Here is a 14,771-nt window from a genome sequence, read left to right as displayed (position 1 = left end):
ATCGGAAGACGTGCAGTGCAAGGGTTCCCGCGCCACAGGTGCTCTCGCCCGCACATCCCGCGGACCACCCCATCCAGTGGCCGACACACCCGGCATGCCTGACGACCTCGGGACCGGTGACCCTCCGCGACGAGCGCGCGCACGAGGTCCGGCAAGCCGCACGTTCCGTCGACTGACCCGGCTCGACCGGGCGAAGCAGCCCCGGCGCAGGCCCGCGGCGGCGCACCGGCCTCGCTCAACTCCGGCCGCTGATGCGGTTGGTCAGCTCGTCCGCCGCACGGCGGGCCTCCGCCGCCAGGTCCGGCCACGTCTCGCCGCACTCGGCCTCGCACACGTGCCGGAACGTCACCGTGATCGCGGCGATCGGGCGGTCACCGTGGTCGAACACGGGTGCCGCGACCGACGCGAACCCGGCCGTCACGTAGCCGTCCTCGACCGCCCACCCACGCCGCCGTTCGACGGCCAGCAGGCGCCGCAACGCGGGCAGGTCGCGCGGTCCCCGCCCGGTCCGGTCCACGAACGGGCCCGGGAACAGGGCCCTGACCTGGGCCGCGGGCAGTCGTCCCAGCACCGCCCGGCCCGACGCGGTCAGGTGCGCCGGCAGCCGCACGCCCACGTCCGACACGATCGTGGTCGGGTGCCGGGGCTGCTCCCGCACCAGGTAGAGCGCCTCCGCGCCGTGCAGCACGCCCAGGTGCGCGGTCCGCTCGACCGAGTCCACCAACCGCCGCAGCACCGGCCGCGCCAGCCGCTCCAGCGGGTCGTGCCGCAGGTAGGCGGACCCGAGCTCGAACGCGGCCACGCCCAGCCCGTAGCGTCGCTCCTCGGGGAAGTGGGTCGCGAACCCGGCGGCGGCCAGCTCCGCCAGCAGGTGGTAGGTCGTGGACCTGGGCAGGGACAGCTCACGCGCCACCGCCGCGGCCGACAGCGGACCCGGCCTGCTCGCCAGCAGGCGCAGCACCGCGAGCCCCCGGCGCAACGCCGGCACGTCGCTGCTGCCTCCCACGCGACCCATTCTCAACAAAACCGCGAGCGGGCGCATTGGAGGGGTATGAGCACCGGCTTCGAGGAGTTCGCCGCCGCACAGGTGACCCCGCTGCTGCGCTACGCCACCGTGCTGACCGGGGATCCGCACCTGGCCCAGGACGTGGTCCAGGAGGTCCTGATCCGGGCACAGCAGAAGTGGGCGCGCATCGGCTCGGTCGACGCACCGGCGGCGTACCTCAAGCGGATGGTGACCAACGAGTACCTCGGTTGGCGCCGCCGCCTGAAGGCGCACCTCCCCCTCACGGGCGTCGACCCGCCCCAACCCGACCACACCGACCACTACGACGAGCGGGAGGCGATGCTCCAGCGCATCGACCGACTCCCGCGCAAGCAGAAGGCCGCCGTCGTCCTCCGCTACTACGAGGGCTGCGACGACGCCGAGATCGCCACCGTCCTGGGCTGTGCCCAGGTCACGGTCCGCAGTCACATCTCCCGCGCGCTGGCAGTGCTGCGCGCCGACGAACGCGTGAGGCAGTCGCTGTGAACGACACCACCGAAACCCTGATCACCGACGCCCTGCGCCAACGGGCCGAGCGCACGCCACCGCCGGGAGCGGTGCTCGCCGCCCTGCACCGGCCGCGCCGGGCGCGCAAGCCCCTGCTCCTGGTGCTCGCCGCCGCCGGCACGACGGCCGCCGCGGCCGCGCTGGTGGTGACCACCGTGAACGGGCCGACCGCCGGCCAGGCCCCGCCCGCCCAGCAGCTCGGCACCACGTCCGCGCCCGCACCCGTCCCGGTCGCCGACGTGCCGACCCGTGCCCTCGAATACCGGCCCGGGGTGATGCTCGACGGCTACACCGAGCGTGAGCGCACCATCGGTCCGTGGGGCACGTCCCGCATCTACGCGCCCGGTGCCACGGATTCCGGCTCGCCGGTGGTCCGCTTCGCCGTCTTCACCACCATCGCGGGCGACATGGCACCCAAGGTCGAGAACGCGTCGGTCGGCGACCGCACGACGGTCGGCGGCGCGACGGCGGCCTGGTTCGGCGACAACCTGTACTGGAACGTCGCCCCCGGCCGCGTGCTCAGCGTCAGCCTGGAGCACGTGACCGGCGTGGACGTCCGGGCGCAGACGCGGCGGATCGCCGACTCCGTCGCGGCGGACACCACGTCGATGCGCATCCCGTTCTCGCTCAACGAGTACCCGTACGTCGAGGTGAGGGGTTCGGGCGCCGCCGACTGGACAATCGCCGGCACGAGCGATGTCGACGACGTCCGGTACGACGTGGAACTGCTGCGGATCGCCGAGGCCCCGGCCAACTCCACCCCCACCACCGTGGACGGCAAGCCCGCGCACTACACCGCCGACGGGTTCGGCCTGCTCGCCGTCCAGCTCGCGCCGAACCTCCAGGTGCGCGTGAAGCCGAACGAGTTCAAGACCGTCAAGGACCAGCCCGTGCCGCCCGACCTGGAGACCGAGCACGCCCCGGTCGAGGTGCTGACCCGGGTGGCGGCGGCGCTGTCCGTCGACGCCAACCCGGACGTGGCCTGGATCGGCACGCTGTAGGGCTGACGCGGGGTGGGCGCGCCGAGGGAGGTGCGCCCACCCCGCGTGTCAGCCGCCGAACTCGATCGTGCCGTCACGGCGCCCGCGCCGGACCATGCGGTTGAAGCTCACCGCCGCCACCGCGAACCACGCCGCCCCCACGCACACCTCCAGCCCGAGCCGCACGAGCACGGTGGAAGTCGGTCCCTCCGCGATGAACACCCGGATCGCGGCCAGCCCGTGCGTCATCGGCAGCACGGACGTGACGGCGCGCAGCCAGTCCGGCCAGAACGACGTCGGCACGTTCACCCCGCAGAACGTCATCAGCACCAGGTAGCTGAGGTTGAGCGCCAGCCACCGCGCCGACGGGAACCCGAGCACGAACGACGCCACGCACGTCCCGTAGCAGTAGCACGACAACCCGACCACGAAGATCATCAACGGCACCGCGGCGGCCCAGGGCCACGGCAGCCGCACCCCGAACAGCGGCGGCAGCACCAGGAACGCCGTGGTCGACGCCGCCACCCCCGACCCGAGGTTCACCAGCCCCCGCCCCAGGTACGTGGTGAGGTGGCTGGCCGGCGCGGCGACCATCAGCGCCAGCGTGCCGGACTGCCGCTCGCCGACGGTCAGCAGGATGACCACGGTCGCGTCGATGGCCATGACCGCGACGACGTTGCCGACGAGCAGGTAGTCGACCTGCTGCTGCGACCCGAGCATCCGGCCGATCAGGGCGTAGAAGCACGCCTGGATCAGCAGCCGGGACAGCCAGGTGAACGTCCACGTCTTCCACGTCTGGAACGCCGAGTACATGGTCCACGAGGCGATCAGGCCGTGCTTGAGCACCCGCAGCTGGTCACGCATACGTCACCACCCCCAGCTCGCGCGCCCGGCGCAGGGTCGCCGCCAGCAGCACCCGCCCGCCGACCAGCGCGGCGACGCCGAGCCCGGTGATCGCCAGCAGCCGCCAGCCGGTACCCGCGACGGGCCCGACGGCCATGGCGTCGCGCATCAGCTCCGCCGACCACGACAGGAAGATCACGTGGGACAGCGGTTGCAGGAACTCCGGCAGGTACTGCACCGGCACCATCACGCCGGACAGCAGGTAGATCGGGAAGCTGAGGAAGTTCAGGTAGTTGTTGCTGTTCCTGGACAGCAGCATGGACGCCGCCAGCAGCAGGCTGGTGCCGATCATCGCGAACACCGACGCCGCCATGGCCGCCCAGAACACCCAGGGGTGGTGCACCGCCGGCGTCACGCCGAACAGGAGCCGGCCCAGCAGCCACGTCTCGCCGAGCGGGACGACGCCCAGCACCATCACCGCCGAGATCCGACCCAGGTAGACGGAGTGCACGGCTCCGGGCGCGGCCATGCCCAGCTCCAGCGTCGAGGTCCAGCGCTCGCCGACCAGCACGGTCGTGGCCAGTCCGGTGGCGAAGCCCCACAACCCGATCAGGGTGGGCGCGAGGAACGCGTTGGCGACCAGGTCGGGCCGGGCCGCGTGCATCACGATCGACAGCATCATCACCACGGTGAACGGGATCGTGCACAGCGTCAGCAGCTCGTCGGGCTGCCTGCGGATCAGCCAGAACTGCGTGCGGACCCCGGACAGGAACAGGCGCACGCTCACACCTCCATGCCGCGACGGCCGATGAGGTCGAGGTAGACGTCCTCCAGCCGGGGCGGGACGGCGTGGACCGAGCGCACGCCGTTGTCCAGCAGGAAGGCCAGCACGGCGCGCGCCGCCCGGTCGTCGGTGGTCTTGACCCGGAGCAGGCCGTTGCGGGTCTCGGTGTCCACGACACCGGGGATGCCGGTGACGTCCAGCGACGTCTCGGCCTCGACCCAGCGGTGCAGGCCGGACACCTCGGCCAGGCCGCGCGGCGACTCGGTGGCGAGCACGCGGCCCCTGTCGATCAGCGTGACGCGGTCGCAGACCTCCTCGGCCTCGTCCATGTCGTGGGTCGTGATGAGGATCGTGCGGCCTTCGTCGCGCAGCTCGCCGATGAGCTTGCGGAAGTCGCGCGCGGCCACCGGGTCCATGCCGGTGGTCGGTTCGTCGAACAGGATCAGCCGCGGGTCGCCGATCAGGCCGCGGGCCAGGTGCACGCGCTGCTTCATGCCCCGCGAGAACGTCTCCACCAGGTCATCGGCCTTGTCGGTGAGGCCGAGGCGGGACAGCAGTTCGCCGGTGCGGGCCTTGGCCGGCGCGTCCGAGATCTTGTACAGCGCGGCCCAGTAGCGCAGCGTCTGCCGCGCCGTGAGCTTGCCGTACAGGCCGCGTTCGCCGCCGAACACGATGCCGATCCGGGACCTGATCTCGGCCGCGCCGGTCACCACGTCGTGGCCGAGCACCTCGGCGGTGCCCGAGGTGGGCAGCAGGATCGTGGACAGGATCTTGCACAGCGTGGTCTTGCCCGCGCCGTTCGGGCCGAGCAGCCCGTGCACCTCGTTGTCCGGCACGTCCAGCGTGAGCCCGTCGAGCGCGGTCACCTCGTCGCCCTTGGGCCGCCAGCCCTTGCCCTTGCGGAATGTCCTGGTCAGGTTCTGCACGCGGACACTCATGGTCACCCCCCATGGTGGTTTTCGTGACGCTACCGGTGGCTCAGGACGTGTGACGACGGATTTGGGTTGGCCAGCGCGTCTCGGATACCAGACACGATCGGCGGATGTCGGGTCGTGCGGATCCGGCTGCCGGGTTGAGATGGGCACATGCAGCAACCCGTGCAGCTGGGTCCGAAACCCCTGACCCGCGACGACGTCCACGCCGTGGCCCGGGACGACGCGCGCGTGGAGATCACGGAGGCGGCGCGCGAGGCGGTCACCACCGCCCGCGCGCACATCGAACGCCTGGCCACGGCCGAGGAGCCCACCTACGGCGTGTCCACCGGCTTCGGCGCGCTGGCGGTCCGGCACATCCCGCCGGACCGCCGTGCCGCCCTCCAGCAGTCCCTGGTCCGCTCGCACGCGGCGGGCGCGGGTCCCGAGGTCGAGCGCGAGGTCGTCCGCGCCCTGGTGCTGCTCCGCCTCAAGACCCTCACCAGCGGCCACACCGGCATCCGGCTGGAGACGGCCGAGGCGATGGCCGCGATGCTCAACGCCGGCATCACCCCGGTCGTGCACGAGTTCGGCTCGCTCGGCTGCTCGGGCGACCTCGCGCCGCTGTCCGCCGCCGCCCTCGCCCTCACCGGTGAGGGCGACGTCCGCGACGCCGACGGCGCACTGGTCCCGGCCGCGCGGGCGCTGGCCGAGGCGGGCATCCGGCCCGTCCGGCTGGCCGAGAAAGAGGGCCTGGCGCTGATCAACGGCACCGACGGCATGCTCGGGATGCTGGTCCTCGCGCTGCGGGACCTGAACTACCTGCTCGACGTCGCCGACCTCACCGCCGCGATGAGCGTGGAGGCCCTCCTGGGCACCGACCGCGTGTTCGCCGCCGACCTCCAGGCCCTGCGCCCGCACCCCGGCCAGGGGCGTTCCGCGCGGCGCATGGCCGAGATCCTGCGCGACTCCGAGATCATGGACAGCCACCGCGGCCCGGACTGCACCCGCGTGCAGGACGCCTACTCGCTGCGCTGCTCACCGCAGGTCCACGGCGCGGCCCGGGACACCGTCGCGTACGCCGAGACCGTCGCCGACCGCGAGCTCGCGTCGTCCATCGACAACCCGGTGGTGCTGGCCGACGGCCGGGTCGAGTCCAACGGCAACTTCCACGGCGCGCCGATCGCCTACGTGCTGGACTTCCTCGCCATCCCCACCGCGGACGTGGCGAGCATCGCCGAGCGCCGCACCGACCGGATGCTCGACGTGAACCGCTCGCACGGCCTGCCGCCGTTCCTGGCCCACGACCCGGGCGTCGACTCCGGCCACATGATCGCCCAGTACACGCAGGCCGCGATCGTGAGCGAGCTCAAGCGCCTGGCCGTGCCCGCCTCGGTCGACTCGATCCCGAGCAGCGCGATGCAGGAGGACCACGTCTCGATGGGCTGGTCCGCCGCGCGCAAGCTGCGCCAGTCCGTGGACGGGCTGCGCCGGGTGCTCGCGATCGAGTTCCTGACCGCCGCGCGCGCCCTGGACCTGCGCGCGCCGCTCAAGCCCGCCCCGGCCACCGCGGCGGCCGTGGCGAAGCTCCGCGAGCACGTCGGGGGCCCCGGCCCGGACCGCCACCTCGCGCCCGAGATCGCCGCCGCCGAAGACCTCATCCGGAAGGGAGCCCTCTGATGGTGCGCGCCGCCCGAGGAACCGAACTGACCGCCCGCAGCTGGTCGACCGAGGCCGCGCTGCGGATGTTCCACAACAACCTCGACCCCGACGTCGCCGAACGGCCCGAGGACCTCGTCGTCTACGGCGGCACGGGCAAGGCCGCCCGCGACTGGCCGAGCTTCCACGCCATCAGCCGCGAGCTGGCCGAGTTGGCGGACGACGAGACGCTGCTCGTGCAGTCCGGCCGCCCGGTCGGCGTCATGCGCACGCACGAGTGGGCGCCGCGCGTGCTCATCGCCAACTCCAACCTCGTGCCGGACTGGGCGAACTGGCCCGAGTTCCGCCGCCTGGAAGCCGAGGGCCTCACCATGTACGGCCAGATGACGGCCGGATCGTGGATCTACATCGGCACCCAGGGCATCCTCCAGGGCACCTTCGAGACGTTCGCCGCCGTGGCCGACAAGCGGTTCAACGGCACCCTGCGCGGCACGCTCACCGTCACCGCGGGCCTCGGTGGCATGGGCGGCGCGCAACCGCTTGCGGTCACCATGAACGAGGGCGTGGCGCTCTGCATCGAGGTCGACCCGCAGCGCGCACGTCGTCGCGTGGAGACCCGCTACCTGGATGAGATCGCCGACGACATCGACGACGCGATCACCCGCGTGCTCGCCGCGAAGTCCGAGGGCCGCGCCCTGTCCGTCGGCCTCATCGGCAACGCCGCCGAGGTGCTGCCCGAACTGCTGCGCCGCGACGTGCCGGTCGACATCGTGACCGACCAGACCTCCGCGCACGACCCGCTGGCGTACTGCCCGAAGGGCGTCGAGGTCGAGGACTGGCCCGACTACGCCGCCAAGAAGCCCGACGAGTTCACCGACCGCGCCCGCGAGTCGATGGCCGACCACGTCGAGGCCATGGTCGGCTTCCTCGACCGCGGCGCCGAGGTGTTCGACTACGGCAACTCGATCCGCGGCGAGGCCAAGGCGGGCGGCTGCGAGCGGGCGTTCGACTTCCCCGGCTTCGTGCCCGCCTACATCCGGCCGCTGTTCTGCGAGGGCAAGGGGCCGTTCCGCTGGGCCGCGCTCTCCGGCGACCCGGCCGACATCGCGGCCACCGACCGGGCGATCCTGGAGCTGTTCCCGGACAACGAGCAGCTCGCGCGGTGGATCAGGATGGCCGGTGAGCGGGTCGAGTTCCAGGGCCTGCCCGCCCGCATCTGCTGGCTCGGCTACGGCGAGCGCCACCTCGCCGGCCTGAAGTTCAACGAGATGGTGGCCTCCGGCGAGCTGTCCGCGCCCATCGTCATCGGCCGCGACCACCTGGACTGCGGCTCGGTCGCGTCGCCGTACCGGGAGACCGAGGCGATGGCCGACGGCTCGGACGCCATCGCCGACTGGCCGTTGCTCAACGCCCTGGTCAACACCGCGTCCGGGGCGACCTGGGTCTCGCTGCACCACGGCGGGGGCGTCGGCATCGGCCGGTCCATCCACGCCGGTCAGGTGACCGTCGCCGACGGCACCCCGCTGGCCGCGCAGAAGATCGAACGGGTGCTGACCAACGACCCCGCCATGGGTGTCATCCGGCACGTCGACGCCGGCTACCAGCGGGCGATCGACGTCGCCGCGCGCAAGCACGTGCCGATCCCGATGAGCGCCGATGACTGACCTCGCGGACATCGCCGACGTCGGGCGCGACCGCAGGCGTGGCGGCTACTCCCGCCACGGCTTCGACGACGTCGAGCGGGAGCTGCGCGCCTGGTTCGTGGAGCAGGCCGAGCGCCGCGGCTTGGACGTCCGGCCCGACCGCAACGGCAACATCTGGGCGTGGTGGGGCGAGCCCGGTCCGGACGCCGTGATCACCGGCAGCCACCTCGACTCCGTGCCCGGTGGCGGTGCGTTCGACGGGCCGCTGGGTGTCGTGTCGGCGTTGCAGGCGGTGGACGTGCTGCGGGCCCGCGGCTTCACGCCGGCCAAGCCGCTGGCGGTCGTCGTGTTCGTGGAGGAGGAGGGCGGGCGCTTCGGCGTGGCCTGCCTCGGGTCGCGCCTGATGACCGGCGCGATCACCGCGGAAGCCGCGTGCAAGCTGGTCGACGCGGACGGCATCACGTTCGGCGAGGCCGCGCACGCCGCGGGGTTCGACCCGTTGCGGATGGGCCGCGACGACCGCGCGCTGTCGTCCATCGGTGCATTCGTCGAGCTGCACGTCGAGCAGGGGCGCGGCTTGACGGTGCCGGTGGGGTTGGCCAGTTCGATCCTCGCGCACGGGCGGTGGCGGTACACGTTCACCGGTGAGGGCAACCACGCCGGCGCGACCCTCGTGGAGGACCGGCGTGACCCGATGCTGCCGGCCGCCGCGATGGTGCTGGCCGCGCGCCGTGCGGCGACTTCGGGTGCCCGCGCGACCGTGGGCCGGATCGTGCCCAACCCCGGTGGCACCAACGTGATCGCCTCGTCCGTCGACGTGTGGTTGGACGCGCGGGCCGAGGACGAGCCGCGCACCCGTGAGGTGGTCGACCGGATCACGTCGGAGGCGCGTGCGGCGGCGGCCGAGGAGGGCTGCGAGGTGCGGGTGGCCGAGGAGAGCTGGGGCGGGACGGTGCACTTCGACCCCGACCTCATGGCCGGCATCCGCGACGCGCTCGGCGCCGACACCCCGGCGCTGCCGACCGGCGCCGGTCACGACGCCGGGATCTTGGCCTCCCACGTGCCGACCGCCATGCTGTTCGTGCGCAACCCGACCGGGATCAGCCACGCGCCGCAGGAGTTCGCCGAGGCGGACGACTGCGCCGCGGGCGTGGTGGCGCTGGCGACGACGTTGGAGCACTTGACGCGATGAAGAGCTTCTGGTGCGAGCGGGCGTGGTTGCCGGACGGGATCACGTCCCGGGTGCTGGTGCGGGTCGACAAGGGCGTCATCGCGTCCGCGTCCGCTGTGGACACCATCCCCCTTGGCGTGGAACGGCTCTACGGCCTGGTCTTCCCGGGGTTCGCCAACGCCCACTCGCACGCGTTCCACCGGGCGTTGCGCGGGCGCACGCACTCGGACGGCGGCACGTTCTGGACGTGGCGCGACCGGATGTACGCGGTGGCGGAGGGGTTGACGCCCGAGCGGTACCGGAAGCTGGCCACGGCGGTGTACGCGGAGATGGCCGTGGCCGGGGTGACGGCGGTGGGCGAGTTCCACTACCTGCACGGCGGCGGCAACGAGATGGGGGAGGCCCTGCGGCAGGCCGCCCGTGACGCCGGGATCCGCATCACCCTGTTGGACGCTTGCTACCTGGCGGGTGGGATCGGTCAACCCGTGCGGGGGGTGCAGGAGCGGTTCTCCGACGGGACCGGGGACAGGTGGCTCGACCGGGTCGCTGAGCTGCGCGGCGACGAGAACACGAAGATCGGCGCGGCGATCCACTCGGTCCGCGCGGTGCCACGTGAAACATTGTCGCTGGTAGCGGGCGCGTTCCCCGATCGGCCGCTGCACGTGCACCTGTCGGAGCAACCGGCCGAGAACCAGGCGTGCCTGGAGGCGTACGGCATGACGCCGACCGAGCTGCTGGCCGAGGCGGGCGCCCTCACGCCGCGCACGACGGCCGTGCACGGGACGCACCTGTCCGCGAAGGACATCGGCCTGCTTGGGTCGACGCGGACGGGGGTGTGCTTCTGCCCGACCACGGAGGCGGACCTGGCAGACGGCATCGGTCCCGCGCGCGAGCTGGTGGAGGCCGGTTCGCCGTTGTCGTTGGGCAGTGACCAGCACGCGGTGATCGACCCCTTGTTGGAAGCGCGCGCCCTGGAGCACAACGAGCGGTTGCGCACCGGCCAACGCGGCCGGTTCACCCCGGCGGAACTCGTTGGCGCGCTGACGAACCACGCCGCCATCGGCTGGCCCGAGGCCGGCCGGCTGGAAGTCGGTTCCCCTGCCGATTTCGTAGCCGTTCGAGTGAACTCGATCCGAACCGCCGGCACCGAGCCCGAACAGGTCGTGCTGGCCGCCACCGCCTCGGACGTGACCACCGTCGTGGTCGGCGGAAAGGTCGTGGCCCGCGACGGTGGTCACGAGCAGCTGGGCGACGTCGCCAGGCTGCTGACGGAGGCACTCACCTGATCGGGTGGCGGGAATCCCGGTGTTGTCGGTCCCGCTCACCATCATGGGCCGCATGCCGCCAGCACGCCCACCCTTCCGCCGCCGGAAACTGGCCCGCCGCATCCGCCGGATGCGGGAAGCGGCTGGAATGACCATCGAGGACGCCGCCGCCGCACTCGACAAGCACCGCAACAGCCTCTACCGCCTGGAGGCGGGCGAGACCAAGCTCGACGTCCACCTCGCCCGCTCCATGATGGACGTCTACGACCACTACGACCCCGACCTCGTCGACCAGGTGCGGGAGGCGCTGCGGCCTGGGTGGTGGACAGCCTTCGGCCTGCGGGACATGGGTTACGTCGATGTCGAGACCGAAGCGTCGAGGGTGTGGGAACTGGCGCTCGTCCTGATCCCTGGTCTCCTGCAGACCGAGTCGTACGCGCGCACCGTCCTGGAGGCCAATTCACTCAAGCGGACCAAGCCTGAACTGGCCACCCAGGTGAAAGTCCGCATGATCCGCCAGCAGCGCCTGACCTCCGAGGGGAATCCGCTCCGGCTGGTCGCCCTCATCGACGAGAGCGCCTTGTGGCAGCGGATCGGCGGCGCGGAGGTCATGCGCGACCAGCTGGACCACCTGGTGATGGTTGCTGAGCTGGACACAGTGACCCTTCGAGTGTTGCCGAGGGACCTGGGTGCCCATGCCGGTCAAGAGGGGGCTTTCGCGCTGCTCGAATTCTCGGACGCCGAAGATCCGTCGTTGCTCTACGTCTCGCACGCGACAGGTTCGCTCCACATCGAAGATCCGGAACAGGTCCGGCGAGCTAGAATGCGGATCGACCACCTGCTCGTGCAGGCGCTCGGTCCGGAGGATTCGATCGCCTTGATCGAGCGGATTCTTGCCGAGCGCGAATGAGAGGCGGTCCGGTGTCCACTGTGGACCAGTCGGGACTTGTGTGGCGGAAGAGCAGCCGCAGCGGTGGCGGCAACAACGACAACTGCGTCGAGGTCGCTTTCTCGGCTCCTGAGGTGGCGGTTCGGGACTCGAAGAACCCCCACGCCGGCCTGCTGGCGTTCCCGGCGTCCGCCTGGCGCCGGTTTCTGCGTCCGTGAGGAGCGTCATGAACCTGGTGTGGCGGAAGAGCGGCCGCAGCGGTGGTGGCAGTGGTGGCAATTGCGTCGAGGTTGCCTTCGCCGGTCCAGCGGTGGGGGTGCGGGACTCGAAGAAGCCCGACGCAGGTGCCTTGGTGTTCCCGGCGTCGGCGTGGCAGCGGTTCGTGCGGTCGTGACCAGCACGATCATCACCGGCATCGGTGAGTTGACCACCAACGACCCGGAACTCGGCCGCCTCGCCGACGCCGCGCTCGTCCTCACCGGGGACCGGGTGGCGTGGGCCGGGCCCGCCGCGTCCGCGCCGGCCGCCGACGTGCGGGTCGATGTCGGAGGCCGGGCGGTCCTGCCCGGTTGGGTGGACAGCCACACGCACCTGGTGTTCGCGGGCGATCGGACGGCCGAGTTCGAGGCGCGGATGGCCGGTATACCGTATACAGCAGGCGGTATTGCGAAAACCGTCGAGGCCACTCGGGCCGCTTCCGACCCGGATCTTGTAGACAATGTGCGACGGCTGGTGGCCGAAGCCGTGGCGCAGGGGACCACGACGATCGAGACCAAGACCGGCTACGGATTGAATACCGTAGACGAAGTGCGATCTGCGCGGATCGCGGCGGCGGCGGCCGACGAGGTCACCTTCCTCGGCGCGCACCTCGTGCCCCCGGGAGCCGACGCGGACGAGTACGTGGCGCTGGTCATCGGCGAGATGCTCGACGCCGTCGCCCCGCACGTGCGGTGGGCGGACGTGTTCTGCGAGCAGGGCGCGTTCGACGCGGACCAGTCGCGAGCCGTGCTGGAGGCGGCGAAGGGCAAGGGGCTCGGCCTGCGCGTGCACGGGAACCAGCTGGGTGAGGGGCCGGGCGTCCGGCTGGCCGTCGAGCTGGGCGCGGCGAGCGTCGACCACTGCACGTACCTCTCCGCCGCCGACGTCGACGCGTTGGCGCACTCGGAGACCGTCGCCACCCTGCTCCCCGCCTGCGACCTGTCGACCCGGCAATCGCTCCCACCGGCCCGCCGGCTCCTCGACGCGGGCGCGACGGTCGCCCTGGCGAGCAACTGCAACCCGGGCAGCTCCTACACCACCTCGATGGCATATTGCATAACGACGGCAGTCCTCCAGATGCGCATGACCGTCGAGGAAGCCATCACCGCCGCCACCCTGAACGGCGCGAAAGCCCTGCGGCGCACCGACATCGGCCACCTGGCACCGGGCGCCCGCGCGGACGTCCACGTCCTGGACGCACCCTCGACCACGCACCTGGCCTACCGACCGGGCGTCCCGCTCACCCACGCGGTGTGGCGAGCAGGCGTGCGGCAGAGGTGACCCGGCAGGGGTGACCCACCAGAGGTGACCCGGCAGGCGCGACCCGGCAGGGGTGATCCGGCAGAAGTGGCCCGGCAGGGGTGATCCGGCAGGCGCGACCCGGCAGGGGTGATCCGGCAGGGGGTGGCCCGGCAGGGGGTGACGGTGTCCCGCACGCCTCAGGGCGGCGGGATCGGCGGCGACGCGGGGTTCGTCATGTGCGCGCGGATCGCGTTGCGGCCGTACTCGGCGGCGGAGGAGTCGGACCCGTAACCCACCACGGTCACCCAGGTGCCCTCCTGCATCGCCATGCACGACACCTGGACCGCGAGCCGGTCGTCACCGCCGACGATGACGAAATCGCCCTCCTCGGGCGGGAACCACACGTCGAGCCGGTACCGGTGGAACGCCGCCGCGGCGAGGTCCAGGCACTCCTGGACCGCGTGGTCGGTGATGTACGAGCCGAGGTGCGCGAACATGACCCGGGACCTCCGGTCGGTCAGACGAACCTGAGTTGGACCACCGGCGGCCGCGTTCCCACGATCGTCCCCGGGAACTCGGTCGACTCGACCCGCAGGGTCACGCCGGCGACGATCGACAGCTGCGCACCGACGCGCGGTTGCAGCGTGCCCTCGAAGTAGATCGGGTTGACCTCGCGATAAGGCAGCCCGTCGTCCCTCACCCCCAGATCGCGCAACCCGATCGAGTGGACCACGACGGCCGGCGTGACGCCCCGGTCGTCGACCGTCGGCACCCGGTACTCGGCCGTGACCTCGGCCCCGCCCGGGAGGGTGAGGACGGCGAGCACGGACATGTGCGACCCGATCTCGGCGACGGAGCTCGACCCGGCCACGGTGGCGACCTGGTTCATGCCGACCCGCCGGACCCAGGGCGCGAACTCCGCCGGGTAGGTCCGGTGCAGGTTGGCCGTGGCGAGTCGTCGGCCGGTCTGCCAGAAGTCGCCGCGCAGCGGTGTGACCACGCTCGACGCCTGCGGTGGCGTGGGGATGGTGAAGCTCTGCGGCCCCGTCTTGCCCATGATGCAGTAGTCGTCCTCGTACCCGGTCTCCCGGTCGTCGTCGCCGCCATCGGGGCCGAACGCGTGCTGGAAACCCAGCACGTGACCGAGCTCGTGCTGGAAGAACTCCAGGAACCCGTGCTGGTCGAACAGCGCCGTGTTGCCGCGGGAGCCGGCGTGGGACGGCGGTGGGTTGGTCAGGGCGATGAACCCGTGGTAGCCGTCCACGTCGATGTCCTCGGCGCGGGCCCGGTTCCGGACCGCCTCGATGGCCTCCTCCCGGCGGTGCGCGAGGTGGTTGGCGTCCAAGCCCTCCAGGTTCAGCCCGGCCGCGCCGCCCTCGATGTCGAACTGGAGGTTCAGCAGCCCGAACGTCGAGCGCAGCCAGTAGTCGCGCACGCTCCAGCCGTTCGAGTCCTGGAAGAGGGCGCGGCAGAAGCTCGTCGACCACGGCCAGCTGCTCGCCGAACCGGCCTGGGGCGGGTTCCAGAACCCCCGCACGATCAGCACCCGGAACGGGTTCGGCGCCATCGGACCT

16 protein-coding genes are annotated in these 14,771 nt (G+C 71.9%); 10 read left to right on the top strand and 6 right to left on the bottom strand.

Annotated features, from left to right (window positions below; translation table 11 throughout):
* Positions 1-235 precede the first annotated feature (235 nt).
* Positions 236-1,006: an IclR family transcriptional regulator gene (locus AB0K14_RS32325; RefSeq protein ID WP_360452372.1), complete on the bottom strand. Its 771-nt coding sequence runs from the start codon at positions 1,004-1,006 to the stop codon at positions 236-238.
* A 45-nt stretch (positions 1,007-1,051) separates the two neighbouring features.
* On the opposite strand from AB0K14_RS32325, the gene AB0K14_RS32320 reads away from it, so the two are divergent.
* Together AB0K14_RS32320 and AB0K14_RS32315 are read left to right on the top strand one after the other, a co-directional pair.
* Positions 1,052-1,531, top strand: coding sequence for a SigE family RNA polymerase sigma factor (locus tag AB0K14_RS32320; RefSeq protein ID WP_360452374.1), 480 nt, complete (start codon positions 1,052-1,054; stop codon positions 1,529-1,531).
* Positions 1,528-2,553, top strand: coding sequence for a hypothetical protein (locus AB0K14_RS32315; RefSeq protein WP_360452376.1), 1,026 nt, complete (start codon positions 1,528-1,530; stop codon positions 2,551-2,553). The genes AB0K14_RS32320 and AB0K14_RS32315 overlap by 4 nt, the downstream gene beginning before the upstream one ends.
* 48 nt (positions 2,554-2,601) lie before the next feature.
* Here the strand turns inward: AB0K14_RS32315 and AB0K14_RS32310 are convergent, their stop codons facing one another.
* From AB0K14_RS32310 to AB0K14_RS32300, 3 genes are read right to left on the bottom strand one after another with little or no spacing between them, the layout of a single operon-like run.
* Positions 2,602-3,396, bottom strand: a complete 795-nt coding sequence (locus AB0K14_RS32310; RefSeq protein ID WP_360452378.1) for an ABC transporter permease — start codon at positions 3,394-3,396, stop codon at positions 2,602-2,604.
* A complete protein-coding gene (locus tag AB0K14_RS32305; protein ID WP_364339664.1) occupies positions 3,389-4,162 on the bottom strand; it encodes an ABC transporter permease in 774 nt (257 codons plus the stop codon). Before AB0K14_RS32305 ends, AB0K14_RS32310 begins: the two co-directional genes overlap by 8 nt.
* Entirely contained in the window at positions 4,159-5,097 is a 939-nt protein-coding gene (locus tag AB0K14_RS32300) for an ABC transporter ATP-binding protein (protein ID WP_360452382.1), read from the bottom strand. Before AB0K14_RS32300 ends, AB0K14_RS32305 begins: the two co-directional genes overlap by 4 nt.
* Before the next feature lie 147 nt (positions 5,098-5,244).
* Between AB0K14_RS32300 and hutH the strand changes: the two genes are divergently transcribed.
* From hutH to hutI, 8 genes are read left to right on the top strand one after another with little or no spacing between them, the layout of a single operon-like run.
* Positions 5,245-6,750 carry a histidine ammonia-lyase gene (hutH, locus tag AB0K14_RS32295; RefSeq protein ID WP_360452384.1) on the top strand — a complete coding sequence of 502 codons (1,506 nt, stop codon included), beginning with the start codon at positions 5,245-5,247 and terminating at the stop codon, positions 6,748-6,750.
* On the top strand, positions 6,750-8,393 hold the full coding sequence (hutU, locus tag AB0K14_RS32290) for a urocanate hydratase (protein WP_360452386.1): 1,644 nt from the start codon (positions 6,750-6,752) through the stop codon (positions 8,391-8,393). The genes hutH and hutU overlap by 1 nt, the downstream gene beginning before the upstream one ends.
* Positions 8,386-9,564 (top strand): allantoate amidohydrolase, encoded by a 1,179-nt coding sequence (locus AB0K14_RS32285; protein WP_360452388.1) that lies wholly within the window; start codon positions 8,386-8,388, stop codon positions 9,562-9,564. The genes hutU and AB0K14_RS32285 overlap by 8 nt, the downstream gene beginning before the upstream one ends.
* Positions 9,561-10,829 carry a formimidoylglutamate deiminase gene (locus AB0K14_RS32280; RefSeq protein WP_360452390.1) on the top strand — a complete coding sequence of 423 codons (1,269 nt, stop codon included), beginning with the start codon at positions 9,561-9,563 and terminating at the stop codon, positions 10,827-10,829. Before AB0K14_RS32285 ends, AB0K14_RS32280 begins: the two co-directional genes overlap by 4 nt.
* A 4-nt stretch (positions 10,830-10,833) precedes the next feature.
* Positions 10,834-11,718 carry a helix-turn-helix transcriptional regulator gene (locus AB0K14_RS32275; RefSeq protein ID WP_360452392.1) on the top strand — a complete coding sequence of 295 codons (885 nt, stop codon included), beginning with the start codon at positions 10,834-10,836 and terminating at the stop codon, positions 11,716-11,718.
* A complete protein-coding gene (locus tag AB0K14_RS32270; RefSeq protein ID WP_360452394.1) occupies positions 11,715-11,915 on the top strand; it encodes a DUF397 domain-containing protein in 201 nt (66 codons plus the stop codon). The genes AB0K14_RS32275 and AB0K14_RS32270 overlap by 4 nt, the downstream gene beginning before the upstream one ends.
* An 8-nt stretch (positions 11,916-11,923) precedes the next feature.
* Positions 11,924-12,091: a DUF397 domain-containing protein gene (locus tag AB0K14_RS32265; RefSeq protein ID WP_360452396.1), complete on the top strand. Its 168-nt coding sequence runs from the start codon at positions 11,924-11,926 to the stop codon at positions 12,089-12,091.
* On the top strand, positions 12,088-13,236 hold the full coding sequence (hutI, locus tag AB0K14_RS32260) for an imidazolonepropionase (RefSeq protein WP_360452398.1): 1,149 nt from the start codon (positions 12,088-12,090) through the stop codon (positions 13,234-13,236). Before AB0K14_RS32265 ends, hutI begins: the two co-directional genes overlap by 4 nt.
* A 158-nt stretch (positions 13,237-13,394) precedes the next feature.
* Here hutI and AB0K14_RS32255 read toward each other — a convergent pair whose 3' ends face one another.
* A complete protein-coding gene (locus tag AB0K14_RS32255; RefSeq protein WP_360452400.1) occupies positions 13,395-13,694 on the bottom strand; it encodes a hypothetical protein in 300 nt (99 codons plus the stop codon).
* 20 nt (positions 13,695-13,714) lie between these two features.
* A complete protein-coding gene (locus AB0K14_RS32250; RefSeq protein ID WP_360452402.1) occupies positions 13,715-14,764 on the bottom strand; it encodes a hypothetical protein in 1,050 nt (349 codons plus the stop codon).
* Between the last annotated feature and the right edge of the window lie 7 nt (positions 14,765-14,771).

This window comes from Actinosynnema sp. NPDC050801, assembly GCF_040673975.1.
In the GTDB taxonomy this organism is placed as follows: Bacteria; Actinomycetota; Actinomycetes; order Mycobacteriales; family Pseudonocardiaceae; genus Actinosynnema.
This window is presented reverse-complemented; position numbering and strand designations above follow the sequence as displayed.

Bases quoted from the DNA above. Each gene is read 5' to 3' on its own strand.
- AB0K14_RS32310 (WP_360452378.1), bottom strand. From the start codon at position 3,396: ATGCGTGACCAGCTGCGGGTGCTCAAGCACGGCCTGATCGCCTCGTGG.
- AB0K14_RS32320 (WP_360452374.1), top strand. From the start codon at position 1,052: ATGAGCACCGGCTTCGAGGAGTTCGCCGCCGCACAGGTGACCCCGCTG.
- AB0K14_RS32255 (WP_360452400.1), bottom strand. From the start codon at position 13,694: ATGTTCGCGCACCTCGGCTCGTACATCACCGACCACGCGGTCCAGGAG.
- AB0K14_RS32250 (WP_360452402.1), bottom strand. From the start codon at position 14,764: ATGGCGCCGAACCCGTTCCGGGTGCTGATCGTGCGGGGGTTCTGGAAC.
- AB0K14_RS32300 (WP_360452382.1), bottom strand. From the start codon at position 5,097: ATGAGTGTCCGCGTGCAGAACCTGACCAGGACATTCCGCAAGGGCAAG.
- AB0K14_RS32270 (WP_360452394.1), top strand. From the start codon at position 11,715: ATGAGAGGCGGTCCGGTGTCCACTGTGGACCAGTCGGGACTTGTGTGG.
- hutU (WP_360452386.1), top strand. From the start codon at position 6,750: ATGGTGCGCGCCGCCCGAGGAACCGAACTGACCGCCCGCAGCTGGTCG.
- AB0K14_RS32265 (WP_360452396.1), top strand. From the start codon at position 11,924: ATGAACCTGGTGTGGCGGAAGAGCGGCCGCAGCGGTGGTGGCAGTGGT.
- AB0K14_RS32280 (WP_360452390.1), top strand. From the start codon at position 9,561: ATGAAGAGCTTCTGGTGCGAGCGGGCGTGGTTGCCGGACGGGATCACG.
- hutH (WP_360452384.1), top strand. From the start codon at position 5,245: ATGCAGCAACCCGTGCAGCTGGGTCCGAAACCCCTGACCCGCGACGAC.
- AB0K14_RS32285 (WP_360452388.1), top strand. From the start codon at position 8,386: ATGACTGACCTCGCGGACATCGCCGACGTCGGGCGCGACCGCAGGCGT.